The organism is Microbacterium sp. NPDC059771 (assembly GCF_042732495.1).
GTDB classification, from domain to species: Bacteria; Actinomycetota; Actinomycetes; order Actinomycetales; family Microbacteriaceae; genus Microbacterium; species Microbacterium sufflavum.
Map to the genome: position 1 here is coordinate 238,676 of NZ_JBHWHK010000002.1, position 24,109 is coordinate 262,784.

Genomic DNA, 24,109 nt, shown 5'->3' on the forward strand with positions numbered 1-24,109 from the left:
TCAGACCGCGAGGGAGACCTTGCGCAGCGTCTCGGTCACCGTCCACACCGTGCGCATGCCGGCCGACAGGCGCATCACCGACCCGGGCCCGACCTCGACAGACGGCAGCGCGGGCTCGGTGAACTCGATGGTCGCGCGGCCCGACAGCACCACGAACACCTCGTCCTCCTCGGTGTCGCTCGCGGCGCCCGGCGTCATCTCCCAGACGCCGATCTCCGTCCCGCCCGCGGCGTCGAGCACGGCATACGCCGCGGTCGGCGCTCCGTCGCGCACCTCGTCCGCGGGCAGGGGCTCGTGCGCGAGGGCGACGGCGCGCGCGTCCACGGGCGTGCCCGGTGTCAGCGCGGTCACGAGTCGAACCCCATGCCGAGGGCGTCGAGCGTCTTCAGGAACGGGCCGCGTCGTCCCCCGTCGTGGTCGGCGCGGTCCATCGCGGCGCGTACCAGGTTGATGCCGATCGAGGCGGCGGGCTCGGGCGGGAAGGGGATCGGCTTCTCGCGCACCATGCGCAGCTCCGTGCGCTCGGTCTCCTCCCCGGCGAGCTTGTCGAGCATCACATCAGCGGCGAACCGGGCGGCGCCCACCCCGAGCCCGGTGAATCCCGTGGCGTAGGCCACGCGTCCGCGGCGGGCCGTGCCGAAGAACGCGCAGAACCGGCTGGAGGAGTCGATCGCCCCCGCCCAGCGGTGCGAGAAGCGGAGCCCGGCGAGCTGCGGGAACGTGGTGAAGAAGTGGGAGGCGAGGCGGCGGTGGCTCTCCATCCGGTCCTCGTACGCGGGGCGCACCTTCCCGCCGAAGTGGTAGACCGCGTCGTAGCCGCCGAACAGGATCCGGTCGTCGGCGGTGAGCCGGTAGTAGTGGAACTGGTTGGCGCTGTCGGCGAGGCCCTGGCGGTTGCGCCAGGCGATCGCGTCGAGCTGCTCCGCCGACAGCGGCTCGGTCATCAGCACGTAGTCGTACACGGGCACCGTCATGAGCCGGTTGCGCTTCAGCAGCGAAGGGAACACGTTCGTGGCGAGGGCGATGTTCTCCGCGGTCACCCGTCCGCCGTCGGTCACGAGGGCGACCGGGCCGGCGTCGGGTCCCTCGATGCGGCGCACCATCGTGTGCTCGTGGATCTGCACGCCGAGCTCGACGGCCAGGCGCGCGAGCTCCAGGCCGAGCTTGGCGGGGTGCACGAGGGCCGTGCCCTCCCGGTCCCAGGCGCCGGCGAGGAACGTGGGGGAGTGCACCTCGGCCTGCACGGCGTCGCGGTCGAGGAAGCCCTCCTCCTCGCGCAGCCACTCCACCTGGTGCGGCTCCACGGCCACGGCCAGCTGGCCCGTGCGCTCGAACTCGGCGTCGAGGGCGTACCGGCGCACGGTGTCCTCGATGCCGTCGAGGTTCTGCCGCCCCAGCTCCTCGAGCCGGTCGATCTCCTCCGGCCACCGGTTCACGCCGTTCTCGTGGCCGTGCGTGATGCTGGCCTCGCAGAAGCCGCCGTTGCGCCCCGACGCGGCCCAGGCCACGCGCGAGGCCTCCAGCAGCACGACCGTGCGGCCGGGGTCGCGCTCCTTCGCCCTGATCGCGGTCCACAGCCCGGTGTAGCCGCCGCCGACGATCGCGAGGTCGGCGTGCGCCGCCCCGCGCAGCGGCGGATGCGTCGGGCGGTCGACGTCGTCGAGCCAGAAGACCGACAGGGCGGTGTCGCGCAGGGACTCGTCGATGACGGACGGCGCGGGACGCCGGCGTTCGAAGACCGTGGTGCCCATGTTCACTCCCGGGTGCGGGGACGCGTCAGCGCGTTCCCCAGTTGTAGAGGTCTTTGTACAGTCCGGCGTAGAGCAGGCTCTCGGTCTGCACGATGCCGGGGATGGTGCGGATGCGGGTGGCGATGAGGTCGATCAGGTGGTCGTCGTCCTCGCACACCGCCTCGACGAGGATGTCGAAGGTGCCGAGCGTGACGACGACGTACGCGAGCTCGGTGATCGCGGTCAGCTCCTCGGCGATCGCGCGGGGGTCGCCGGAGACGCGGATGCCGATCATCGACATGCGCCGGAAGCCGAGCTGGAGCGGATCGGTGACGGCGACGATCTGGATGATCCCGGCCTCGGTCATGCGCTGCACCCGCTGGCGGGCGGCGGCCTCGCTGAGTCCGACCTCGCGCGCGATCTCGGAGTAGGGACGGCGGCCGTCCTCCTGCAGCAGCTCGACGATGCGCTTGGAGATGTCGTCGAGGGGCGGCTGCGGCGTCGGAGTCATGTACCGATAGTGACATTCTCAGGGGGCTGTCGCAACTGATTCCGTCGTTCGACCCTCGTCATCCTTCAGATTCCGCGTTCGAGTGGCTACCATGGCGCCATGCACACCCCGTCGACGACGACCGAGCCCCTGCACAACTTCCTCGGCGGCCGCGCCGTGCCCGCGCACGGACCGGGACGGCTGCCGCTGATCGACCCGGCGACCGAGGAGCCGTACGGCGAGATCCCCCTGTCCGACGCCGCCGACGTGGACGCGGCCGTCGCCGCCGCGGCCGCCGCGTTCCCCGAGTGGCGCGACACCACGCCCGCGCAGCGCCAGCTCGCCCTGTTCCGCATCGCCGACGAGATGGCCGAGCGAGCGGAGGAGTTCGCCGACCTGGAGTCCCGCGACACCGGCAAGCCCCGCGCCACGCTGGTCGCCGACGAGATCGAGCAGTCCATCGACCAGCTGCGCTTCTTCGCGGGTGCCGCGCGCAGCCTCGAGGGGCGCGCCGCCGCGGAGTACGTCGCCGGGCACACGTCGTTCGTGCGCCGCGAGCCGATCGGGGTCATCGCGCAGGTCACCCCGTGGAACTATCCGCTCAACATGGCGGTGTGGAAGATCGCGCCGGCGCTCGCCGCGGGCAACACCGTGGTGCTCAAGCCCGCGGAGGCGACGCCGCTCACCACGCTGCTGCTCGCCGAGATCGTCGCGCGGCACACTCCGCCCGGAGTGTTCAACGTGGTGCTGGGCGACCGCGACACCGGCGCTGCGCTGATCGCCCACCCGGTGCCGCAGATGGTCGCGATCACCGGCTCGGTGCGCGCGGGCATGGCGGTCGCCCGATCGGCCGCCGACGACGTGAAGCGCGTGCACCTGGAGCTCGGCGGCAAGGCGCCCGCCCTGGTGTTCGCCGACGCGGCGCTCGACCGCGCCGTGGAGGGAATCGTCGCCGGGGCGTTCTTCAACGCGGGACAGGACTGCACGGCCGCCACCCGGGTGCTCGTGCACGCGTCCAAGCACGACGAGCTCGTGGCGGCCCTGGTCGCCCGCGCCCGCACGCACGCGCGCACCGGCGGCCCGCACGACCGGGGCGTGCTCTACGGACCGCTCAGCAGCGCCGCCCAGCTCGCCCAGGTGCAGGGCTTCATCGACCGCCTCCCCGCGCACGCCACCGTGGCCACCGGCGGCCGCCGGCAGGGCGACCGCGGCTACTTCTGGGAGGCGACGATCGTGACCGGTGTGCGGCAGGACGACGAGGTCGTGCAGGGCGAGATCTTCGGACCCGTGCTCACCGTGCAGTCGTTCGAGACCGAGGAGGAGGCGCTGGCCCTCGCCAACGGCGTGCCGTACGCGCTCGCGGCGTCGGTGTGGACCACGGATCACGCCAGGGCGATGCGCTTCTCGCGCGACCTCGACTTCGGGTGCGTGTGGATCAACACCCACCTGCCGTTCGTTTCGGACATGCCGCACGGCGGCTTCAAGCACTCCGGCTACGGCAAGGACCTGTCCCAGTACGGCTTCGACGACTACACCCGCCTCAAGCACGTCATGAGCGCGATCGACTGACGGGCGGCCCCGGGCCGTCCGGGCTCAGCGCGGGCCGAGCAGCTTGACGCGGCGGTGCTCGCGGAGCGTGAACTGCGGGCGCTGGTCGATCTTGGTCGCCCCGTCGAGCTCCCACCCGTGCCGGGCGTAGAACCCGTCGGCGCGGTCGTTGCCGTCGAGCACCCACAGGTAGCCGCGCGTGTGCCCGGCCTCGATCATGCGCGCCTCCGCGGCTTCGAGCAGCGCATGACCCGCGCCCGTCGACCACGTGTCCGGGTCGGCGTAGATGCCGTACAGCTCGGCGTCGTCGAGACCGTCGGGGTCGCGCCCCGAGCCGAACGACGCCCACGCGATCACCGCACCGTCGCGCACCGCCACCAGGGTGCCCAGGCTCGTGGGCAGCGGGTCGGCGAAGATCCGCCGCCACCCCTCGGCGCGCTCCGAGACCGAGAGCCCGTCGAGCACCTCCTGGTCGATCAGGCCGCGGTAGGCGGTCTGCCACGAGCGCACGTGCACTCGGGCCACGGCATCGGCGTCGTCGGCGCGGGCGTCGCGGATCACGAAGGACGTCATCCCTCCACCCTAGGTGCGCGCGGCGACGGCGGAATCGGGGTGGACGCACGCGGCCGGATGTAGCATGCTGGCCGGGCACCCGAGCCGAACCACGAGCATCGACACCTCCGAGGATCAGCCGCATGTCACGACCCCTTGCCGGACCGCAGAGCCTGCTCCGGTCGCTCAACGGCCGCGCGATCCTGGAGCGGCTCGCCGACAGCGGTCCGCAGACGCGCGCGGAGCTGATGGCGGCGACCGGGCTGTCGCGCACGGCCGTGACCCAGGTGCTGCGGATGCTGGAGGCGGGCGGTGCGGTGGCGGCCGCCGGCGTCGACCGCGGTGCGCGGGGTCCCGCCGCGGGGCGCGTGGCCCTGCACCCGCTGCTCGGCGTCGCCGCCGCGGTGCACGTGGACCATCATGCCGCCCACGTCGTGCTGGTCGATGCGACCGGGACCGTGCGGGCCGAGCAGCACGCGCCGTTCCCCTCGTCCGGGGACCGGGTCGGGCACATCGCCGGGCTCGTGGCGTCGTGCCGGGAGTCCACGCGCGGCCCGCTGCATCTCGCGGTGGTCGGGGTGCCCGGCATCGTGACGGCCGACGGAGGCATCCGCGACGACCAGGGCCCGGACGGCGGTGCGTTCCGCTCGGCGCTGCAGACGGCGCTCGGGTGCCCGGTGCAGGTGGAGAACGACGTGAACCTGGCCGCGCTCGCGGAGCTGACGGCGGGGGCGGGGGCCGAGCTGAGCAGCTTCGCCCTGTTCCTGCTCGACGACGACCTCGGCGCGGGCATCGTGATCGAGGGGCTGCTGCACCGGGGCTTCTCGGGTGTCGCGGGCGAGATCATGTACCTGCCGCAGTCGCCGCTGCCGATCGGCGCCCCCGTCGTGGGGGAGGAGGTGGTGCACGACCTCGCGCTCGGTCTGGGCCTCGACGTGCGGGCGCCGCTGCTGGCCCACCTCGAAGCCGCGCAGCAGGGCGACGAGAAGGCGCGCGAGCTGGTGGCCGAGATCGGCCGGCGCCTGGTGGTGGCGGCGGGCACCGTGGCGCTCGTGCTCGACCCCGAGGCGTTCATCCTCGGCGGCGAGGCCGCGCACCCCGCGCTCGTGGAGGCGGTCGACCGCGTCGCGGAGGAGTTCGCCGCGCAGCTGCCGCTCCGGTTCCTCGTCTCGGCGTTCGGCCCGGAGGCTCCGCTCGTCGGGGTCGTGGGCGAGGCCGCCTCCGCCCTGCGCGCGCTCGTCTTCTCCCGTCTCCTCACCCCCGCGGCCGCCACCCCCCGACCCGGCCGCTGACCCCGACAGGACCCGCCATGACCACTCCGCCCCCGCTCGCCGACCGGCTCGGTCTCCCGTCCGGTGCCAGGGCGATCATCCTCAACGCCGACGACTTCGGCATGTGCCACGCGGCGAACACGGCGATCGGGAGCCTACTCGAGCGGGGCCGCATCGACAGCGCGACCGTCATGGTCCCGTGCGCCTGGGCGCCCGAGGCGCTCGCGTTCGCCGCCGGTCGACGCGACCTCGATGTGGGCGTGCACCTCGTGCTCACCAGCGAGTGGCGGCGCTACCGGTGGCGTCCGCTCACCGGACCCGGCACCACCCTGGTCGACGGCGACGGCTTCTTCCCGAACGAGGTCGCCGCGGTCGAGCAGGGGGCATCCGAGGCCGACGTGGCCGCCGAGCTGGCGGCGCAGGTGCAGGCCGCGCTCGACGCCGGAGTCGACGTCACACACCTCGACAACCACATGGGCTCGGTCTATGGACTGCAGAGCGGGCGCGACTTCCTGCGGCCGGTGTTCGAGCTCGCCGCCCGGCTCGGCCTGCCGTTCCGGCTTCCGCGGTACCGGGAGGGCGCGGAGGCCGACCAGGAGCTGCAGGCGAAGCTCGCGGAGGCCACGGCCGCCGCCGATGCGCTCGGCGTGGAGATCATCGACCGGCTGTGGACGCACCCGTTCGAGCTGGCCGGTGAGGGCACGGCGCAGGAGGAGACGTACGAGCGGGTGCGCGACGGGTTCCTCGACGTGCTGCGGGCCGTGCCGCCCGGCGTGACCGAGATCTACCTGCACCCGATGACCGACGGCGCCGAGCTGCGCGCCGCCGTCGACTTCGGGGCGGCCAAGCGCGGCTACGAGCTGCGGCTGCTCGACGACCCGCTCGTGGAGCAGACGATCGACGACGAGGGCCTGGTGCGGGTCGGCTGGCGCGACCTGCGCGACCTGCAGCGCGGGGCGGCCCGGTGACGGCGCTCGCGGACCGGCTGCGCGACCGTCGCCTCGACGCGGCCCCGACGCGGGCGCAGTCGATCGCGTTCGGGGCGTCCGGGTTCCCCACGCAGCTGATGACGCAGACGTTCTCCGCGTTCGTCGTCTACTTCTACGTGTCGCACCTCGTGGTGCCCGCCACCTGGGTGGCCGTCGCGATGGTCGCGCACGGCATCCTGAACGCGGCGCTCAACCCGCTGGTGGGCGCGCTGTCCGACCGGATCCGCACGCCGTGGGGCCGCCGCATCCCGTGGATCGGCCTCGGCATCGTGCCGCTGGTGGTGGCGTTCGCGCTGGTGTGGATGCCGCCCGACCTGCCCGCGGACGGCCTCATCGCCTGGTTCCTGGTGGTGGTCGCGGTCTACGACATCGCGTTCGTGGTGGTGGTGCTCAACATCTCGGCGCTGTTCCCGGAGATCTTCCGCACGACGGAGGAGCGCGCGCGGGGCAACGTGCCGCGGCAGATCTTCGCGATCCTCGGCATGGTGCTCGGCACGGCGGGCGCCCCGGCACTGTACGACGCGATCGGCTGGCCGGGCATGGCGCTCGTGCTGTCCGGCGTGTGCCTCGTGCTGCTGGCGTGGTCGTTCTTCGGCGGCATGATCGAGCGGCGCGTGCCGGAGGCGGCGTCCGAGGCGATGCGCTGGCGCGACCAGCTCACCTACACGTTTCGCAATCGGGCGTTCGTGCCGTACGTGCTGGGGTCGCTGTGCGTGCAGACCTCGATCGCGGTGATCCTCGCGTCGGTCCCGTTCTACGTGCGGTACTCGCTGGGTGCGGCGGAGGGGGAGGGCAGCCTGCTGCTCGGTGCGATCTTCGTGACCGCGATCCCGTCGATCGTGCTGTGGAGCACGGTGGTCCGCCGCACCTCCCCCCGCACGGCCCTGCTGTGGAGCGTGGCGGTGTTCGGGGTCGCGGTGCTCGGGTATCTGATCCCCACGTCGGTGCTCGGAGCGGCTCTCGTCGGCGTCGCGGTGGGCGTGGGCGTGGGCGGGCTGCTGCAACTGCTCGAGGTCGTGCTGGCGCAGATCATCGACGACGACGCGACGCGCACGGGGCATCGGCGGGAGGGCGCGTACTTCGGCGTCAACGGCTTCGTCGTCCGCGGCTCCGTCGTGCTGCAGGCGATCGTCGCGGCGGTCGTGCTCACGGCGTCGGGGTTCGACGCGACGCTCGGCGAGGCGCAGCCCGACACGGTCGACGGCGGCATCCGGCTCATGCTGGCGGTGATCCCGCTGGGGTTCACCGCGCTCGCGTGGCTGTGCTTCTGGCTCTACCCCATCCGCACCCGCGACGTGTGAGGCTCAGGCGCCGGCGGCCCGCCGTGCTTCCCAGCCCGTGCGCACCATCTCGTCGACCGTGTACCGCATGCGCCAGTCGAGGTCGCGCGCTGCGAGCTCGCCGGTGGCCACGATGCGGTCGGGGTCGCCCGGGCGCCGGGGGCCGACCTCGGGCGTGAAGTCGATGCCCGTGACCCGGGCGACCGCGTCCATGATCTGCGCCACGCTGAGGCCGTCGCCCGAGCCGAGGTTGTACGCCGGCTCGATGGGCTCGCCCGCCGCGAGGCGCTGCGCGGCGGCCACGTGCGCGGCGGCGATGTCTCCCACGTGCACGTAGTCGCGCACGTTCGTGCCGTCGGGGGTGTCGTAGTCGTCGCCGAAGATCTTCGGGGTGCGGCCCTCCAGCAGCGCCTCGAACACGATCGGGAAGAGGTTGTGCGGGCTCACGTCGTACACCGCGGGGTCGGCCGAGCCGACGACGTTGAAGTAGCGCAGCGAGGTGTGCCGGAGCGGCCGCTCGCTGGCGGCGGTGGCGATGGCCTGGTCGCGCAGCAGCCACTCGCCGATCAGCTTCGACTCCCCGTAGGGGCTCGCCGGCTTCTTGGCGGTGTCCTCCACCACGAGCGGCACGTCGGGCGTGCCGAACACGGCGGCCGAGGAGGAGAACACGATGTTCGCGACGCCGGCGGCCTGCATGGCCTCCAGGATCACGCGGGTGCCCTCGACGTTCTGCGCGTAGGTGTGCAGCGGGCGCTGCACGGAGACCCCGGCGTACTTGTACCCGGCCACGTGGATCACGCCGTCGGCGTCGTGGTCGCGCAGGGCCTTCTCGACCAGGTCGCGGTCGAGGATGCTGCCCTGCACGAACGGCACGCCCTCCGGCACGAACGAGGCGACGCCGCTGGACAGGTCGTCGAGCACGACCGGGGTGAGACCCGCCTCCGCGAGAGCGCGGACCACGTGGGCACCGATGTAGCCGGCGCCGCCGGTGACGATCCAGGACATGCGTTCCTCTCCTGCCGCGACCGTGGCGGCTCGACCACTCATTGTGTCAGGCGTCGCGGTGCGGACCTGCGGACGGGCTGACGGTGAACACGTGCGGCTCGGCGTATCCGGCCTCGGCGAACCGGGCGCGCACGGCGGTCGTCACCGCCTCGACCTCGTCCTGCGGCACGAGCGCGATCGCCGCGCCCCCGAAGCCGCCGCCGGTCATGCGCGCCCCCAGGGCACCGGCGGCGAGCGCGGCGTCGACCGCGGTGTCGAGCTCGGGGGTGGAGATCTCGAAGTCGTCGCGCATCGAGGCGTGCGAGGCGACGAGCAGGCCGCCGATGGCCCGCGCGCCCTCCGCCCGCAGCACGGTGACGGTGTCGCGCACGCGCTGGTTCTCGGTGACGATGTGGCGCACGCGGCGGAAGGTCTCGTCGTCGAGCAGCTCCTGCGCGCGGGCGAGGTCCGCCACCGCGACGTCGCGCAGCGCGGGCACCCCGAGCGCCGCGGCGCCGCGCTCGCACGACTCGCGGCGCGCGCGGTAGCCGCCGGTCGAGTGGGCGTGCTTCACGCGGGTGTCGATCACCAGCACGGACAGCCCGGCCGCGGCCATGCCCAGAGGCACGACCTCGGCCTCCAGCGAGCGGCAGTCGAGGAAGATCGCGGCGTCGGGCTCGCCGAGCATCGACGACATCTGGTCCATGATCCCGGTGGGGGCGCCGACCGCCTCGTTCTCGGCCGTGCGACCGATGCGCGCGAGGGCCACCGCGTCGAGCCCGGTGCCCCACAGCTCGTTCAGCGCGGACGACGTGGCGCCCTCGATCGCGGCGGACGACGACAGTCCGGCGCCCACCGGCACGGTCGACGCGATCGCGATGTCGGCGCCGTGGCCCGGCACCCCCGTCGCCCGGCGCAGCGCCCACGCCACCCCGAGCGGGTACGCGGCCCACTCCGGCACCGCGGGGCGGCTCCCGGGCGCGGTGGGGAACAGGCGGTCGAGGTCGTCGAGGGCGACCTCCACGGGCTCGTCCGCGAACGTGGAGGTGACGCGGAGCCGACCGTCGTCGCGCCCGCCGACCGCCGCGGCCGTGCGCTGCGGGATCGCGAACGGCAGCACGAAGCCGTCGTTGTAGTCGGTGTGCTCGCCGATCAGGTTCACGCGACCGGGAGCCGACCACACGCCGTCCGGCCCGTGCCCGGTCAGGGTCGCGAACAGGGCCTCGGCCTCCCGCACCGCGGTCATGCGGAGACTCCGTCCACGGCGTCCGTGCGGGCGATGGCGTCGCGGAGGCGCTCGGCCCCCTGCTCCGGCGTGACCTCGGCGGCCCACGCCCACATCGCCGCCTCGGAGCCGGCGAGGTACTTGAGCCGGTCGGCGGCGCGGCGGGGGCTCGTCAGCTGCAGGTGCAGGCGCACGCTGTCGCGGCCCACGCGCACGGGAGCCTGATGCCACGCGGCGATGTAGGGCGTCGGGGTGTCGTACAGCGCGTCGACCCCGCGCAGCAGGCGCAGGTAGAGCGGGGCGAGCTCGTCGCGCTCGGCGTCGGTGGTCGCGGCGAGGTCGGGCACGTGGCGGTGGGGCATCAGATGCACCTCCAGCGGCCAGCGGGCGGCGAAGGGCACGAACGCGGTCCAGTGCTCGCCGCGGAGCACGACGCGCTCGGACCGCTGCTCGGTGTCGAGGATGCGGGCGAACAGGTCGGGCGCGGTGCGGTCGATCATGTCGAGCGTGCGGGTCGTGCGCGGCGTCACGTACGGGTAGGCGTAGATCTGGCCGTGCGGGTGGGGCAGCGTGACCCCGATCTCGGCGCCGCGGTTCTCGAACGGGAACACCTGCTGGATACCGGGCAGCGCGGAGAGGGCTTCGGTGCGGTCGGCCCACGCCTCGATCACGGTGCGGGCGCGCGTGACGGTCTGGGTGCCGAACGATCCCGCGGGCTCGGGGCTGAAGCACACGACCTCGCAGCGTCCGACCGCGGTGCGGGTGCGACCGAGGCCCGGGGCGTCGAGGTCGTCGAGCCCGCGCGGGGCGTCGGCGGCGGCGGGGGCGGCGCCCACGGCCTCGGCGAGCGCGGGGCCGAACGCCGGGGAGCGGTTCTCGAACACGGCGACGTCGTAGCGCGACGGCACCTCGGACGGGTTGCCCGGGGTCTGCGGGGCGAGCGGGTCGGCGTCGGCGCTCGGCATCATCACGCGGTTCTGCCGATTCGCGGCGACCGTGATCCAGTCGCCCGTCAGCACGTCGAGCCGCATGGTCGCGGTGTCGGGTCGCGGGGCGAGGGTGCGGGCGTCGACGGCTCGCTCCGCGCCGAGGGCGGTGCCGGGGTCGTCGTAGTAGAAGAGGTCGCGGCCGTCGGCGAGGGTCGTGGCGCGGCGGACGACGCCGGCACCGAGGACCTGCGTCCGCATCTCAGGGGAATCGGGCGTGTTCACGTCAACATGGTAGGTCTCCGCGCGTGATAACGTCAACATGACGGAGTTGTGAACGGAGGACGCGTGGCACGAGACACCCCCGCCTCCGCATCCGCCGCGCCGGACGCCCGCGTCTCCATGGCCCAGGTCGCCGCGCGCGCCGGAGTCTCGGGCCAGACGGTGTCGCGCGTCGTCAACGGCAGCCCGCGGGTCGATCCGGCCACGCGTGCCCGCGTCGAGGCGGCGATGGCGGAGCTCGGCTACCGGCCGCACCGCGCCGCGCGAGCCCTGCGCACGGGCCGCTCGCACACGATCGGCCTCGTCGTCACCACCCTCGCGACGATCGGCAACTCCCGCATGCTGCAGGCGACGGCCGAGGCGGCGGCCGAACGCGGCTACGCCCTCACCGTGGTCACCGCGTCCGAGGGCGTCGAGGCGGCGTTCGCCCAGCTCGCGGACCAGGGCGTCGACGGCGCGGTCGTGCTCAACGAGGCCTCCGCGCTCGTGCCGTCCGCCCCGAGGCCTCCGGGTCTGCGGCTCGTGGTGGTCGACGCGCCCGCCGAGACCGGGGCGATCGTCGTGCACAGCGATCACGCGGGAGGGGCGGCCGCGGCCACGGCGCACCTGCTGAGCCTCGGACACGCCACCGTGCACCATCTCGCCGGGCCCGCCGACTCCTTCGCCGCCGCCGAGCGCGAGCGGGGATGGCGGGAGGCGCTCGCCGCGGGCGGGATCGCGGCGCCCGCGGTGGTCCGCGGCGACTGGACCTCGCGGTCGGGATTCGCGGCAGGTGCCGCGCTGGCTCCCGCGACGGCCGTGTTCTGCGCGAACGACCAGATGGCCCTCGGTCTGCTGCGGGCCCTGGCGGAGTCCGGACGCCGTGTTCCCGCGGACGTGAGCGTGGTGGGGTTCGACGACGTGCCGGATGCCGCGGACTACCTGCCGCCCCTCACCACCATCCGCCAGGACTTCTCCGCTCTCGCACAGCGGGCGGTGGGGGCCCTCGTCGCGGCGATCGAGGGAGCGGACCCGGCGGCGGACGGCGACCGTGCGATCGTGCCCACCCGGCTGCTCGTGCGCGACAGCACCGCGCACCGCTGAGGTCAGCCGGACGGCAGCAGCTCCTCCGCGTCGCACGCGGTCGTCGACCCGTCCGCCCACACGATCAGCCACCCGCCCTCCTGCGGGGTGAGCTGCGGCGACGCCGAGGCCACGCCGAGCAGCGCCCCCACCGCCACCCAGGCCCCCGGGCGCGCCGGAACGGTGAGCCACGGTGTCGCCGTCCGCGGGGCCAGGGGCGTCACGTCGGACTCGACCCGCACGCCCGAGGCCGCCCCGTCCGTGCCGTGCAGCTCCACGAGGCGGCTGTGCCGCGCGGGCGCGCGACCGCCGGGCCGCCCGCTGCCGTGCGACGCGTTCCCCGCCTCGGCTCCGGCGGACACGCTCCCCGGGCCGTCCTCGACGAGATCCTCTCCCGACAGCGCCCATCCCCCGACGCGCAGCTGGTCGCCCTCCCGCACCCGCGTCGCGGCCGCCTCCCCCTCCGCGTCGCGGACACGCACCAGCCGCACCTCCCAGGCGCCGCGCACGACCGACACGACGTCGAGCACCGGCCCCGTCTCGGTGACGCGCGCCGCCGCACCGCCGCCCACGTCGAACGCCGACACGAACTCCCGGTGCCAGTGCACCCGCCCCGACGACCCGCCGAGCAGCGTGCCCTCGTGCTGGCAGAGCGTCCCGGTCGCGAAGCCGGAGCGGTGACTCGGGCGACCGTCCCGCACCAGGGCGGCGGTGCCGTCGAGCGGCTCCGTCAGTCCGGGCGTGCGGAGCACGGGCGCGGTCGCCGTCGAGTAGCCGAGCTTGGCGTAGAGCGGCGCGTCCGGATGGCGCTCTCCCGGAACGCCGTGGTCGGTGCCGTGGTTGACGATGCGCACGACACCGTCCTCCTGGGTGCCGCTCGCGAGCCACCCGGGCGCGGCGAGCACCCGCGCGAACGACCCCGCATCGATGGGCAACGGTTCTTCCACGGCCGTCCATACCGGATGGGCGGCGGGCAGCGCGAGCGCGAACAGCCCCTTCGCCGCCCAGGACGGCGACCCCGGGCCCGAGTAATCCTGCGCGAGCGCCCGCCACGCGCCGTGCCAGCCCAGCGGGAGCACGCCGGACGCGTCCGGGATCCCGCGGTCGACGAAGTGCCGCACCTGGCCGCTGATCGCGCGGCGCAGCAGGCCAGGGCCGTGCCGCGATCCGCCCGTGAAGGCCGCAGCGCCCGCCGCCGCCGCTGACGCGAACCGGTATGTGAGGCTGCGGCCCTGGATCAGCGGTCCGCCGTCGGCGCCGATGAGGTGCAGGGCATCGTCGAGGTAGTCGTCGAGGCGGGCGCGGGAGCGGGCGATCCGGGCGGTGTGCCGCGGATCGTCGGCGACCATGTCGGCCCAGATCGCGGGATAGAAGGACAGCGCCCAGCCCGCGTAGTGGTCGAACGAGCGCGCGGCGCCGTCGGAGGTCCAGCCGTGGGCCCGCTCGAACCCGTCGAGCAGGGCGAAGTCGACCTCGCGGTCCTCCGTCGAGAACGGGCCGCCCACGCTCTCCAGGAACTGCTCGACGAGGATGCGGAACCAGGCCCAGTTGTTCGGCGGGTACGAGCCTCCGATGAACCCGGCGAGGTAGTCGATCGTGCGGGTGCGTGCCGTGTCGTCGAGTCGAGCCCAGACGGTGTCCCGCGTGAGGTGGAGCCCGACGGCGAGGGCTGCGGCCTCCACCTTCGCCTGATCGACCTCGTCGGGCCGGGGCCAGCGCTCCGGGTTCCCCCGGTCCACTCCGGCGGCGAGTCCGCGCGCATACCGCGCGGCCAGGTCGCCGGTGCCGTCGGGGTCTCCGGCGATGCGGAACGCGGCGAGCAGGAAGGTGCGGCTGAAGCCCTCCAGGGCGTCGACCGCGGGGCCGAATCCGCCAGGGCGGCCCGGATAGCGCACACCGGCGCCCGTGGGGCTCGCGTGCCGGGCGGCCCCGTCGAGGATGGCGTCGGCGACCGCCTGGAGGTGCGCGCGACCCCAGCCGGTGTACGGCGACAGGTCGCGGTCCTCCGGAGGGAGGGCGAGAGTGCTCACGCGCCGTGCTCCAGGTCGGCCGGGCGCACGGGGTGGAGCGGGGGAGCCCCGGCGATCCAGGCCTCCAGCTCGTCGAGGGCCGCATCGGCGAGCCGCCGCGTCTCGCTGCCGAGCGAGCCGGCGAGGTGCGGGGTGACCGCGACGTTCGGCAGCTGCAGCAACCGCGAGTCCAAGGGCAGGGGCTCGGGTTCCGTCACGTCGAGCACGGCGTCGAGTCGTCCGTCCGCGCACTCGTCGGCGAGGGCGTCGTGGTCGAGGAGCGCTCCGCGGGCCGTGTTGATGATGGTCGTGCCATCGCGGAGGGCGGCGAGCTGTGCGCGTCCGATCATGCCGCGGGTCGCCGGGAGCGCCGGAGCGTGCAGCGACAGCACGTCCACGCGGGGGAGCAGTGTCGCCAGCGGCACGAGCTCGGCGCCCGCGGCCCTGACCTCGGCCGCATCGGCGAACGGATCCGCGACGAGCGCCTCGATGCCGGGGAACGGCCGGAGCAGCTCCACCACGCGCCGGCCGATGCGCGAGAACCCGACGATGCCGACCGTCCGGTCGAGGTTGCCGATGCGACCGCCGACGCGGGCGCCTGTGCGGAGGTCGTGCTGCGGGTCGGCCGTCCGCAGGGGCACGAGGGCTCGCTTGCCGGCGAGGAGGATCATCGCGAGGGTGTACTCGGCGACGGGGGCCGCGTTGGCGTCGGCGGCGGAGGTGACGAGGATGCCGCGGTGCCACAGTGCCTCGGACACGAGGCCGCGGACGCTCCCGGCGGCATGGAACACCGCGCGCAGCCGGGGGAGCCGGGCCAGGGCCGCCTCGTCGAGCGCGGGCGCGCCCCACCCCGTGACGAGCGCCTCCACCCGAGCGAGGCGCTCCTGCGGGGCGGCGGCGTCGACGGCGGTGACGGGAACGGGGTCGTCGATCAGGGCGAGAGCCGCGAGCCGGTTGCGACGGGGGCCGTCGAACAGGAGGTCCCAGGCATCGGGGGACATCGCGACGAGGACGGTGGGACGGGCGGACATGGTCTCCTCGGGGCCTGCGCGACGGACGTCGGCGCCGCTCCAGTGAAGGACGGCGGAGCGGTGCGCGCAACGGAGACGAACACGGTCTGTCATGATCGAACACACTCGAACAAGGAGTCCCGATGCCGATCCCACACCGCGCCCGCTCGGCCGAGCGGTGCCGTGCATCCACGACACACGGGGAGGCCGCGGCGTGAGCGGCGGGGAGGAGGCGCCGCGCTTCGGCATCTCCCGCCGCGAGCGGATCCTCGACGAGCTGCGGCGCGCGGGGGCCGTGCGGGTGTCCGCGCTCGCGCGCGAGCTGGGCGTGGCCGAGCTGACGATCCGCCGCGATATCGCCGACCTCGCGGAGCGGGGGCTCCTCACGCGCGTGCACGGCGGCGCCACGCTCCGCAGCACCCTCGACCCGGCCGCGTCTCGGCCGCTGTCCGCTCCGCGACGGTTCGGCATGGTGGTGCCGTCGCTGAGCTACTACTGGCCGCAGGTGGTGGAGGGCGCCCGCGTGGCGGGGATCGAGACCGACACGCAGATCGTGCTCCGGGGGGCGAGCTATGCGGCCGCCGACCAGCGCCGACAGATCTCCGCCCTGGTCGCGTCGGGGACGGTCCACGGGCTGATCGTGGCTCCCGAGACCGCGGGCGCGGACGGTCATGCCCTCCTCGCCTGGCTGGATGCGCTGCCCCTGCCCGTCGTGCTCGTCGAGCGTCGCGCGCCCGACGTGCTCGCGCTGACGCGTCTCGAGAGCGTCGTCACCGATCATGCGTTCGGGGGCGCGCTCGCCGCGAGTCATCTCGCCGGCCTCGGCCATCGGCGGGTCGGCATCCTCACCTCGCCCCAGTCGCCGACCTCCGCCGCCCTGCGCCGCGGGTGGGGCCGTGCGGTCGAGGAGCTCGGTCTCGAGCCGGGGGTCGACCGCGAGGTGGCCCTCGACCGCATGGGTCGGTCGGCGGTGGGGCCCTTCGTCGCCGCGCTCCTCGACGAGATCCGGGCGACGGCGACGACCGCGCTGCTCGTGCACTCCGACCCGCAGGCGCTCCTGCTGCAGCAGCACCTGGTGGATGCGGGGTGGCGGGTGCCGGGCGACGTGTCGCTCCTCGCCTACGACGATGAGATCGCGATGAACGGGGCCCCGCCCCTCACCACGCTGCGCCCGCCGAAGCCGCAGCTGGGCCGCCGCGCCGTGGAGCTGCTCCGCGAACGCCTGCGCGACGGCATCGATCGCCCGGCGGAGCGGGTGGCGCTGGCCCCGGCTCTGCACGTGCGCGCCAGCACGGGGTCGCCGCCGGAAGCGTGACCCGGCGGGCGGCGCGGTGATGCGGCCGGCCGTGCGCGCCCGAGGTCCGCCGCGGTTGCGGGGTGGACGTTCTCGTGCCATGATCTCGGAAAGCGCTTACCCGCATCCTCGAATCCGGGCCGCGCATCCCCCTCCACCGAAAGGAACGGACCGAGATGGCACAGGCCACGACCCGCGAGATCGGGATCATCATGAACGGCGTCTCCGGGCGCATGGGGTACCGGCAGCACCTGGTGCGCTCGATCCTCGCGATCCGCGACCAGGGCGGCATCGAGCTCGCGGACGGCACGCGGGTCACCGTGAAGCCGATCCTCGTGGGCCGCAGCGAGGCCAAGCTGGCGGAACTCGCCGCGGCCCACGGCATCGCCGACTGGACGACCGACCTCGACGCCGCGCTCGCCGACCCGCAGTGGGAGATCTACGCCGACTTCCTCGTGACGAAGGCCAGGGCCTCCGCGATCCGCAAAGCCATCGCCGCGGGCAAGGCGATCTACACCGAGAAGCCCACGGCCGAGTCGCTGGAGGAGGCGCTGGAGCTGGCCCGGCTCGCCCGCGACGCCGGCGTGAAGACCGGCGTCGTGCACGACAAGCTCTACCTCCCCGGCCTGCAGAAGCTCAAGCGCCTCATCGACTCCGGATTCTTCGGGCGCATCCTGTCGGTGCGCGGCGAGTTCGGCTACTGGGTGTTCGAGGGCGACTGGCAGCCCGCGCAGCGACCGAGCTGGAACTACCGCACGGAAGACGGCGGCGGCATCATCACCGACATGTTCCCGCACTGGAACTACGTGCTCGAGAACCTCTTCGGCGAGGTCACGAGCGTCTACGCCCAGGCGGCCGTGCACATCGCCGACCGCTGGGACGAGAAGGGCGAGCACTACACCGCGACGGCCGAGGATGCGGCGTACGGCATCTTCGAGCTGGCGGGCGGCGTCGTCGCCGAGATCAACTCCTCGTGGACGGTCCGCGTCAACCGCGACGAGCTCGTGGAGTTCCAGGTCGACGGCACGCACGGCTCCGCGGTGGTCGGGCTCTTCGGCGCGAAGATCCAGCCCCGCAACGCCACCCCCAAGCCGGTGTGGAACCCCGACCTGGAGGACGACCACGACTACGACGCCGACTGGCAGCAGGTGCCCGCCAACCAGGTCTTCCAGAACGGCTTCCGGCAGCAGTGGGAGGAGTACCTGGTGTCCTACGTCGAAGGCACCGACTACCCGTTCGACCTGCTGGCGGGGGCCCGCGGCGTGCAGTTCGCGGAAGCCGGCCTGGCGTCCAGCGCCGAGGGCCGCAAGATCGTGCTCGAACCGCTGACGCTGGACCGGGCATGAGCGCCCTCCGTCTGCTCGCCGCCGACGGGCGCACCTCCGGCGTCGAGCTGCGTGCGCCCGACGCCGTGACCCGGCCGGACGGACCACTGCGCAGCCGGGTGGCGTACGCGGCGGCCCACGTGGTGCCGAAGCCGCACGCCGACAACACCCCCGGACGCCCCGCCGACATCGACTGGGACGCGACGCTCGCGTTCCGCCGCAACGTGTACTCGTGGGGGCTCGGCGTCGCGGATGCGATGGACACCGCGCAGCGCAACATGGGGCTCGACGCGGTCGCGACGCGCGAGCTCATCGCCCGCAGCGCCGAGGTCGCCCGCGAGGAGGGCGGGTCGGTCGTGGTCGGGGTCAACACCGATCAGGTCGACGACGCGCACATCCCGCTCGATCGCATCGTCGACGCGTACGTCGAGCAGCTGCACTTCGCCGAGGAGCAGAGAGCGGGGCCGGTGCTCATGGCGTCGCGACACCTCGCCAGGGCGGCCGAGAGCGCCGACGACTACCGCCGCGTGTACCGGGATGTGCTGTCCCGCGCGTCCGCGCCCGTGGTGCTGCACTGGCTCGGCACCGCGTTCGACCCCGAGCTGGCCGGGTACTTCGCGCCGACGGCGGCCGCGGACGGCTCGGCCGGATGGGAAGAAGCGGCACGAGTGCTGCTCGACATCATCGCCGAGCACCCCGACGCGATCGCCGGGGTGAAGATGAGCCTGCTCGACGCCGACTCCGAGGTCTGGGTGCGCGACCGGCTCCCCGCGGGCGTGCGGATGTTCACGGGCGACGACTTCCACTACGTCGGCCTCATCGGCGGCGACAGCCTGGGCTCCGGCAGTGCGACGCCGGCCTCGCACGGGCACTCGGATGCGCTGCTCGGGGCCTTCGCCGCGATCGCCCCCGTGGCGTCGGCGGCGATCCAGGCGCTGGATGCGGACGACCCCGACCGCTACCTCGCACTGCTCGGGCCCACCGAGGAGCTCAGCCGGCAGGTGTTCGCCGCGCCGACCTACTACTACAAGACGGGCGTGGCCTTCCTGTCGTGGCTCAACGGCCATCAGCCGGCGTTCCAGATGGTGGGCGGACTCCACTCCGCCCGGAGCCTCCCGCACCTCAGTCGCGTCGTGGAGCTCGCGAACGCGGCGCTCGCCCTGGAGCGGCCGGAGCTCGCCCGTGAGCGGTGGCACGGCCTCCTCCGGCTGAACGGCGTCGACGCATGACCGCCCCGTTCCCCGACCCGCGTCTCTCCCTCAACCAGGCCACGATCAAGCACGCCGACCTCGCCACGGCGCTGCAGGTCACGGCCGAGGCCGGGCTCCCGGCGATCGGCCTCTGGCGGGAGCCCGTGCAGGACGTGGGCCTCGCGGGGGCGGCGCGCATGCTCGCCGACTCCGGGCTGCGTTTTAGCACGCACTGCCGGGGCGGCTTCTTCACGCTCCCGGCAGGCCCCGCGCGCGAGGCCGCGCTCGACGACAACCGGCGGGCGATCGAGGAGACCGCGACGCTCGCGGCGGCGGGGGCCGAGGGGTCGACGGCGGTCCTGGTGCTCGTCGCGGGAGGGCTGCCCGAGGGGTCGCGCGACCTCGTCGGCGCCAGGGAGCGCGTGCGTGACGCGATCGGAGCTCTCGCCGACGATGCCCGCGGCGCCGGCGTGACCCTGGCGATCGAGCCGCTGCATCCCCTCTACGCGTCGGACCGCGCCGTGGTGTCGACGCTCGGACAGGCGCTCGACATCGCCGCCGACTTCGACCCGGCCGTGGTGGGGGTCGCCGTGGACACCTTCCACATCTGGTGGGACCCGCAGGTGCTCGATCAGATCGCGCGCGCCGGGCGCGAGGGCCGCATCGCCACGTACCAGGTGTGCGACTGGAAGACGCCGCTCGCCGCCGACCCGCTGCTGTCGCGGCACTATCCGGGCGAGGGGGTGATCGACTTCGGCGTGCTCACCCGCGCGGTGCGGGCGACCGGCTACGACCGGGACATCGAGGTCGAGATCTTCCGCGCGGACGTCTGGGCCGCCGATCCGCGCGCCGTGGTCCGGCGCACGGCCGAGTCGTTCGCCGCGACCGTCTCCCCGCACCTGCGATGACCGCCGGTCGTGCCACCGTGACCGGGTCCCGTCGACGAGGGGGATTGAGATGATGAGGCCATGACGGGGATGCGCCCAGGGTTGTGCTCGGTGACGTTCCGCGCGCTCGAGCCCGCCCGGATCGTCGCCCTCGCGGCAGCCGCGGGCCTGGAGGTGATCGAGTGGGGCGGTGACGTGCACGTGCCGCCCGGCGATGTCGCGCGTGCCGAAGAGGTGGCGCGGCTCACGGCCGACGCCGGGCTCGCGGTCGCGTCCTACGGGTCGTACTTCCGTGCGGGGTCGGCCGAGCCTCTCACGGCCGTGCTCGACAGCGCCGCCGCGCTCGGGGCCGACCGTGTGCGCGTGTGGGCGGGCTCGACCGGAGCCGCCGCGGCGACGCCTCGCGAGCGCGCCGAGGTGGTCACGCGCCTCCGCGCCGCCGCGGTCGAGGCGGCCGCCCGCGGGATCGGGCTCGCCCTCGAGTTCCACTCCGGCACCCTCGCCGACACGGCCGAGGCCGCCCTCCGGGTGCTCGCCGAGGTCGGCCATCCGGCGCTGTCGAGCTACTGGCAGCCGACGGTCGGGGCTCCCGATGCCGAGGCGCTCGAGGAGTACCGGCGGCTCGCCGCCCACGTGAGCGCCGTGCACGTGTTCTCCTGGTGGCCGCGGACCGAGCGGCACCCGCTGCGCACCCGGGAGGCGCTGTGGACGCGCGTCGCCGCGGAGGCGGCTGCGGCGGAGCGACCGCCCCGCGACGCCCTGCTCGAGTTCGTCCCGGACGACGATCCCGCGCACCTCGCGGGGGAGGCCGCCGCCCTCCGCGCCTACCTCGGCCGGCCCGCATGACCCCGGCCGAGGGGCCCGAGGCGCCCGCCGGTAGGCTCTGGGCATGACCACGCCAGCCGCCCCGGCGGAGCCGCCGACCGCGCGTCGTCCTCGCCACGCCCGCGGTCCGGCGCCCACCCTGCACGACGTCGCCCTCGAGGCCGGCGTTTCGCTCGCGACGGCCTCGCGGGTGCTCAACGGGTCAGAGCGCAAGGTCGCTGCCGCGTTCCGCGAGAGGGTGGAGGCCGCCGCCGCGACCCTCGGCTACACGGCCAACGTCTCGGCCCAGGCGACCGCACGAGGGCGCTCGCCGGTGATCGCCCTCCTCGTGGCCGACATCGCCGATCCCTACTTCGGTCTCATCGCCTCGGGCGTCGCGCGCGGCGCCGACGAGCAGGGTCTCGTCGTCACCGTGGCGATCACGGAGCGCGATCCCGCCCGCGAGGCGCGGATCGTGCGGGCTCTGCGCGGGCAGCGGCCGCAGGGCCTCATCCTCGCCGCGTCGCGCACGCAGGAGGAGGGTCAGGCCGAGACGGCCCGAGAGCTCGCGGAGTTCACCCGACTCGGCGGACGTGTCGTGGCCTTCGGCGCGGAGGCCGAGGGAGCGCGCCGCGTCGAGATCGACAACCGCGCCGGTGCCACGGCCCTCGGCCGCCGGGTGGCACAGCTCGGGTACCGCTCGGCCGTTCTCGTGGGGGCGGCGGAGGGCGTGCGCACCTCGGACGACCGCCTCGCCGGGTTCCGCGCGGGCTTCGAGGAGGGCGGCGGCGCGGTGGCGCAGACCGTCCGCGGCGACTTCCGACGCGAGTCCGCCGCGGCGGCGATGACCGCGGCCCTCGATGCGGGCGTGCCGACGGGCACGGTCGTGTTCGGGATCAGCGACGTGGTGGCCATCGGTGCGATGGCGGCGATCCGTGCGGCGCAGCGCGAGGTCGGCGCGGACATCGCGGTGTGCGGCTTCGACGACGTGCCGTCCAGCCGGGATGTGACCCCCGCGCTCACCACGGTCCGGGTGCCGCTCAGCGACGCCGGGTACGAGGCCTTCCGGGCGATCGTCGACGACGACTGGACCCAGCCGCCGCTCGCGCTCGAGGTGGTCGTGCGCGACAGCACCCCGGGAGCGGCGTGACCCGGGTCGTCCTCGCGCCCGACAGCTTCAAGGGCAGCATCACCGCGGCTGCGGCGGCGCAGGCACTCGCCGAGGGGTGGGCGGAGGTCGAGCCCGGCGCTGAGTTCGTGCATCGCCCGATGGCCGATGGCGGGGAGGGCACGGTGGCGGCGTTCGCGGCGGCCGTCCCCGGGGCGCGGCGCATGCCCGTGCGCGTCACCGGTCCCGCCGGCGACGCGCACGACACGTCCTGGCTCCTCCTGCCGCCCGACGACGGTGCACCGCACGGCACCGGAGTGGTCGACATCGCCTCCACGTCGGGCATCGAGCTGCTCGCCGCACCGCGTCCGTGGGACGCGGACACCACGGGCTTCGGGCAGGCCATCGTCGCCGCGCTCGACCACGGCGTCTCGCGGCTGGTGCTCGGCATCGGCTCCAGCGCGTCGACCGACGGCGGCATCGGCATGCTCACCGCTCTGGGCGCCCGCTTCCTCGACGGCGCGGGACGCCCGGTCGCGCCCGGAGCCCGGGGCCTGGACGACGTCGCGGCCGTCGACCTCGACGGCCTGCGGGCGGCCCCCGAGGTGCGGGTGCTCACCGATGTGACGAATCCGCTCACGGGCGCACGCGGCGCCGCGGCGGTCTTCGGTCCGCAGAAGGGCCTGGCCGATCCGGGCGACATCTCCCGTGTCGACGCGGCGCTCGCCCGGCTCGCGTCGCTGCTGGACGTGGACGCGGAGCACCAGGGCGCCGGAGCGGCGGGCGGCACCGGGGCGGCCCTCGTGCGCTGGGGTGCTGTCCTCGCCCCGGGGGCTGCCGAGGTGGCGGAGCTCATCGGCCTCGCCGACGCCGTCCGGGGCGCCGACGTGGTGGTCACGGGCGAGGGGTCGTACGACGGCCAGTCCGGCGACGGGAAGGTGCCGTCGTTCCTCGCGGGGATGGCGGCCGCGGCGGGCGCACGCCCCCTGCTCGCGGCGGGGCGCATCACGCCCGACGCCGACGTCGGGATCTTCGCCGCGACCGTCTCCCTCACGGTCCTCGCCGGCTCGGGGGAGAGCGCCCTCGAGGACCCCGCCCGCTGGCTCCGCGTCGCCGGCGCCGCCCTCGCGCGCTCCCGGTGACCCGCGTGCCCGTCGGGGATCCCCGAGCCCGCGCGCCTCGACGAACCGCGCGCGTTGACACGAGGGAACCGGCGGCATAGACTCGCAACACCGCTCGGGAATGCGCTTTCCCGAATCCTTCACGAAGATGTCGAGGACCACATGTCGTCTGCCCCCAACGCGACCATGACCCTGGCGCTGGCCGCCGACCGACCCGAGCCCGCGGGCATCGTCCGCTGGTGGAGCCGCCACTGGCACCCGCTCGTCTTCGTGCTCGCGGTCATCGCCCTGTGGTGGGTCTCGACGAGCCTCGGGTGGGTGCCGGCGTTCATCATCCCGTCGCCCGCCGACACCTGGGCGGCCTTCACCGACAACGCGGCCTACCTGGCGCAGAACACCTGGGTCACGACCTACGAGACCGTGATCGGATTCGTCATCGCGGTCGTCGTCGGCGTCCTCGTGGCGGTGCTCATGGTCTACTCCCGCGGTCTGGAGCAGACGCTCTACCCGGTGATCCTGTTCGCCCAGGTCATCCCGAAGATCGCGATCGCGCCGCTGTTCGTCGTGTGGCTCGGGTTCGGCGCCGAGCCCAAGATCCTCGTCGCCGTGCTCATGGCGTTCTTCCCCGTCGTCATCTCGGGCCTCGCAGGTCTGCGCACCGTCGATCCCGAGATCCTCCAGCTCACGTCGACCATGGGAGCGAGCCGCTTCAAGACCTTCCTCAAGGTGCGGCTGCCCGCCGCTCTTCCCGAGCTCCTGTCCGGACTGAAGGTCGCCGCCACGCTCGCGGTGACCGGCGCGGTGGTCGGCGAGTTCGTCGGCGCGAACGAGGGGCTCGGCTACGTCATCCTGCAGGCCAACGGCAACCTCGACACCGCGATGCTCTTCGCGGCGCTGATCATCATGTCGCTTCTCGGCGTGATCCTCTTCGGCATCATCCAGGTCGCCGAGCGCTTCCTCATCCCGTGGCACGCGTCCAAGCGCGACGTCGCCGCGGCCACCGTCCGACTCTGACCCCCCTC

22 protein-coding genes are annotated in these 24,109 nt (G+C 74.2%); 13 read left to right on the top strand and 9 right to left on the bottom strand.

Annotated features, from left to right (window positions below; genetic code table 11):
• The 3 genes from ACFV3I_RS14910 to ACFV3I_RS14920 are packed head-to-tail and all read right to left on the bottom strand — an operon-like array spanning position 1 to position 2,241.
• On the bottom strand, positions 1–351 hold the full coding sequence (locus ACFV3I_RS14910) for a cupin domain-containing protein (RefSeq protein WP_378823422.1): 351 nt from the start codon (positions 349–351) through the stop codon (positions 1–3).
• A complete protein-coding gene (locus tag ACFV3I_RS14915) occupies positions 348–1,751 on the bottom strand; it encodes an NAD(P)/FAD-dependent oxidoreductase (protein ID WP_378823424.1) in 1,404 nt (467 codons plus the stop codon). The genes ACFV3I_RS14910 and ACFV3I_RS14915 overlap by 4 nt, the downstream gene beginning before the upstream one ends.
• A gap of 25 nt (positions 1,752–1,776) precedes the next feature.
• On the bottom strand, positions 1,777–2,241 hold the full coding sequence (locus tag ACFV3I_RS14920) for an Lrp/AsnC family transcriptional regulator (RefSeq protein ID WP_136036948.1): 465 nt from the start codon (positions 2,239–2,241) through the stop codon (positions 1,777–1,779).
• A 99-nt stretch (positions 2,242–2,340) separates the two neighbouring features.
• On the opposite strand from ACFV3I_RS14920, the gene ACFV3I_RS14925 reads away from it, so the two are divergent.
• On the top strand, positions 2,341–3,789 hold the full coding sequence (locus tag ACFV3I_RS14925) for a gamma-aminobutyraldehyde dehydrogenase (protein WP_136028542.1): 1,449 nt from the start codon (positions 2,341–2,343) through the stop codon (positions 3,787–3,789).
• Positions 3,790–3,813: 24 nt separating this feature from the next.
• On the opposite strand, the gene ACFV3I_RS14930 is transcribed toward ACFV3I_RS14925, so the two are convergent.
• Entirely contained in the window at positions 3,814–4,341 is a 528-nt protein-coding gene (locus ACFV3I_RS14930; protein WP_136028543.1) for a GNAT family N-acetyltransferase, read from the bottom strand.
• Between the two features lie 122 nt (positions 4,342–4,463).
• On the opposite strand from ACFV3I_RS14930, the gene ACFV3I_RS14935 reads away from it, so the two are divergent.
• The 3 genes from ACFV3I_RS14935 to ACFV3I_RS14945 are packed head-to-tail and all read left to right on the top strand — an operon-like array spanning position 4,464 to position 7,881.
• Entirely contained in the window at positions 4,464–5,612 is a 1,149-nt protein-coding gene (locus ACFV3I_RS14935) for an ROK family protein (RefSeq protein WP_247637787.1), read from the top strand.
• Between the two features lie 17 nt (positions 5,613–5,629).
• On the top strand, positions 5,630–6,559 hold the full coding sequence (locus ACFV3I_RS14940) for a polysaccharide deacetylase family protein (protein ID WP_378802829.1): 930 nt from the start codon (positions 5,630–5,632) through the stop codon (positions 6,557–6,559).
• Positions 6,556–7,881, top strand: coding sequence for an MFS transporter (locus ACFV3I_RS14945; RefSeq protein ID WP_378823427.1), 1,326 nt, complete (start codon positions 6,556–6,558; stop codon positions 7,879–7,881). Before ACFV3I_RS14940 ends, ACFV3I_RS14945 begins: the two co-directional genes overlap by 4 nt.
• Positions 7,882–7,884: 3 nt before the next feature.
• On the opposite strand, the gene galE is transcribed toward ACFV3I_RS14945, so the two are convergent.
• Genes galE through galT form a run of 3 tightly spaced genes read right to left on the bottom strand, consistent with a single transcriptional unit; the run spans position 7,885 to position 11,256 of the window.
• Positions 7,885–8,865 carry a UDP-glucose 4-epimerase GalE gene (gene galE, locus ACFV3I_RS14950; RefSeq protein ID WP_378823429.1) on the bottom strand — a complete coding sequence of 327 codons (981 nt, stop codon included), beginning with the start codon at positions 8,863–8,865 and terminating at the stop codon, positions 7,885–7,887.
• A 46-nt stretch (positions 8,866–8,911) separates the two neighbouring features.
• Positions 8,912–10,090 carry a galactokinase gene (gene galK / locus ACFV3I_RS14955; protein WP_206252647.1) on the bottom strand — a complete coding sequence of 393 codons (1,179 nt, stop codon included), beginning with the start codon at positions 10,088–10,090 and terminating at the stop codon, positions 8,912–8,914.
• Complete coding sequence (gene galT, locus ACFV3I_RS14960; RefSeq protein ID WP_378803837.1) at positions 10,087–11,256, bottom strand: galactose-1-phosphate uridylyltransferase; 1,170 nt, start codon at positions 11,254–11,256, stop codon at positions 10,087–10,089. The genes galK and galT overlap by 4 nt, the downstream gene beginning before the upstream one ends.
• A 141-nt stretch (positions 11,257–11,397) precedes the next feature.
• Between galT and ACFV3I_RS14965 the strand changes: the two genes are divergently transcribed.
• Positions 11,398–12,360: a LacI family DNA-binding transcriptional regulator gene (locus tag ACFV3I_RS14965; protein WP_378803836.1), complete on the top strand. Its 963-nt coding sequence runs from the start codon at positions 11,398–11,400 to the stop codon at positions 12,358–12,360.
• A gap of 2 nt (positions 12,361–12,362) precedes the next feature.
• On the opposite strand, the gene ACFV3I_RS14970 is transcribed toward ACFV3I_RS14965, so the two are convergent.
• Together ACFV3I_RS14970 and ACFV3I_RS14975 are read right to left on the bottom strand one after the other, a co-directional pair.
• Entirely contained in the window at positions 12,363–14,369 is a 2,007-nt protein-coding gene (locus ACFV3I_RS14970; protein ID WP_378823431.1) for a DUF2264 domain-containing protein, read from the bottom strand.
• Positions 14,366–15,379 carry a hydroxyacid dehydrogenase gene (locus tag ACFV3I_RS14975; RefSeq protein ID WP_378823433.1) on the bottom strand — a complete coding sequence of 338 codons (1,014 nt, stop codon included), beginning with the start codon at positions 15,377–15,379 and terminating at the stop codon, positions 14,366–14,368. The genes ACFV3I_RS14970 and ACFV3I_RS14975 overlap by 4 nt, the downstream gene beginning before the upstream one ends.
• A gap of 193 nt (positions 15,380–15,572) precedes the next feature.
• Between ACFV3I_RS14975 and ACFV3I_RS14980 the strand changes: the two genes are divergently transcribed.
• The 8 genes from ACFV3I_RS14980 (at position 15,573) to ACFV3I_RS15015 (ending at position 24,101) form a co-directional block, all read left to right on the top strand.
• Entirely contained in the window at positions 15,573–16,673 is a 1,101-nt protein-coding gene (locus ACFV3I_RS14980; RefSeq protein WP_378823434.1) for a substrate-binding domain-containing protein, read from the top strand.
• Between the two features lie 155 nt (positions 16,674–16,828).
• Positions 16,829–17,998 carry a Gfo/Idh/MocA family protein gene (locus ACFV3I_RS14985; RefSeq protein WP_136034629.1) on the top strand — a complete coding sequence of 390 codons (1,170 nt, stop codon included), beginning with the start codon at positions 16,829–16,831 and terminating at the stop codon, positions 17,996–17,998.
• A complete protein-coding gene (locus ACFV3I_RS14990) occupies positions 17,995–19,206 on the top strand; it encodes a DUF993 family protein (protein ID WP_378823436.1) in 1,212 nt (403 codons plus the stop codon). Before ACFV3I_RS14985 ends, ACFV3I_RS14990 begins: the two co-directional genes overlap by 4 nt.
• Positions 19,203–20,075, top strand: coding sequence for a sugar phosphate isomerase/epimerase family protein (locus tag ACFV3I_RS14995; protein ID WP_206252664.1), 873 nt, complete (start codon positions 19,203–19,205; stop codon positions 20,073–20,075). Before ACFV3I_RS14990 ends, ACFV3I_RS14995 begins: the two co-directional genes overlap by 4 nt.
• A 60-nt stretch (positions 20,076–20,135) precedes the next feature.
• A complete protein-coding gene (locus tag ACFV3I_RS15000) occupies positions 20,136–20,900 on the top strand; it encodes a sugar phosphate isomerase/epimerase family protein (protein WP_378802821.1) in 765 nt (254 codons plus the stop codon).
• Positions 20,901–20,943: 43 nt separating this feature from the next.
• Positions 20,944–22,008 carry a LacI family DNA-binding transcriptional regulator gene (locus tag ACFV3I_RS15005; RefSeq protein ID WP_247637778.1) on the top strand — a complete coding sequence of 355 codons (1,065 nt, stop codon included), beginning with the start codon at positions 20,944–20,946 and terminating at the stop codon, positions 22,006–22,008.
• Positions 22,005–23,108 (top strand): glycerate kinase, encoded by a 1,104-nt coding sequence (locus ACFV3I_RS15010; RefSeq protein WP_378823438.1) that lies wholly within the window; start codon positions 22,005–22,007, stop codon positions 23,106–23,108. The genes ACFV3I_RS15005 and ACFV3I_RS15010 overlap by 4 nt, the downstream gene beginning before the upstream one ends.
• A 141-nt stretch (positions 23,109–23,249) precedes the next feature.
• Positions 23,250–24,101 (top strand): ABC transporter permease, encoded by an 852-nt coding sequence (locus tag ACFV3I_RS15015; RefSeq protein ID WP_136034641.1) that lies wholly within the window; start codon positions 23,250–23,252, stop codon positions 24,099–24,101.
• The last annotated feature ends 8 nt before the right edge of the window (positions 24,102–24,109 follow it).

What these genes read in the sequence shown, in the direction of transcription:
- ACFV3I_RS14995 (WP_206252664.1), top strand. Translation starts at nt 19,203, where the DNA reads ATGACCGCCCCGTTCCCCGACCCGCGTCTCTCCCTCAACCAGGCCACG.
- ACFV3I_RS14915 (WP_378823424.1), bottom strand. Translation starts at nt 1,751, where the DNA reads ATGGGCACCACGGTCTTCGAACGCCGGCGTCCCGCGCCGTCCGTCATC.
- ACFV3I_RS14930 (WP_136028543.1), bottom strand. Translation starts at nt 4,341, where the DNA reads ATGACGTCCTTCGTGATCCGCGACGCCCGCGCCGACGACGCCGATGCC.
- ACFV3I_RS14935 (WP_247637787.1), top strand. Translation starts at nt 4,464, where the DNA reads ATGTCACGACCCCTTGCCGGACCGCAGAGCCTGCTCCGGTCGCTCAAC.
- ACFV3I_RS14990 (WP_378823436.1), top strand. Translation starts at nt 17,995, where the DNA reads ATGAGCGCCCTCCGTCTGCTCGCCGCCGACGGGCGCACCTCCGGCGTC.
- ACFV3I_RS15000 (WP_378802821.1), top strand. Translation starts at nt 20,136, where the DNA reads ATGACGGGGATGCGCCCAGGGTTGTGCTCGGTGACGTTCCGCGCGCTC.
- ACFV3I_RS14975 (WP_378823433.1), bottom strand. Translation starts at nt 15,379, where the DNA reads ATGTCCGCCCGTCCCACCGTCCTCGTCGCGATGTCCCCCGATGCCTGG.
- galT (WP_378803837.1), bottom strand. Translation starts at nt 11,256, where the DNA reads ATGCGGACGCAGGTCCTCGGTGCCGGCGTCGTCCGCCGCGCCACGACC.
- ACFV3I_RS14965 (WP_378803836.1), top strand. Translation starts at nt 11,398, where the DNA reads ATGGCCCAGGTCGCCGCGCGCGCCGGAGTCTCGGGCCAGACGGTGTCG.
- ACFV3I_RS15005 (WP_247637778.1), top strand. Translation starts at nt 20,944, where the DNA reads ATGACCACGCCAGCCGCCCCGGCGGAGCCGCCGACCGCGCGTCGTCCT.
- ACFV3I_RS14985 (WP_136034629.1), top strand. Translation starts at nt 16,829, where the DNA reads ATGGCACAGGCCACGACCCGCGAGATCGGGATCATCATGAACGGCGTC.
- ACFV3I_RS14925 (WP_136028542.1), top strand. Translation starts at nt 2,341, where the DNA reads ATGCACACCCCGTCGACGACGACCGAGCCCCTGCACAACTTCCTCGGC.
- ACFV3I_RS15015 (WP_136034641.1), top strand. Translation starts at nt 23,250, where the DNA reads ATGTCGTCTGCCCCCAACGCGACCATGACCCTGGCGCTGGCCGCCGAC.
- ACFV3I_RS14920 (WP_136036948.1), bottom strand. Translation starts at nt 2,241, where the DNA reads ATGACTCCGACGCCGCAGCCGCCCCTCGACGACATCTCCAAGCGCATC.
- galK (WP_206252647.1), bottom strand. Translation starts at nt 10,090, where the DNA reads ATGACCGCGGTGCGGGAGGCCGAGGCCCTGTTCGCGACCCTGACCGGG.
- galE (WP_378823429.1), bottom strand. Translation starts at nt 8,865, where the DNA reads ATGTCCTGGATCGTCACCGGCGGCGCCGGCTACATCGGTGCCCACGTG.
- ACFV3I_RS14940 (WP_378802829.1), top strand. Translation starts at nt 5,630, where the DNA reads ATGACCACTCCGCCCCCGCTCGCCGACCGGCTCGGTCTCCCGTCCGGT.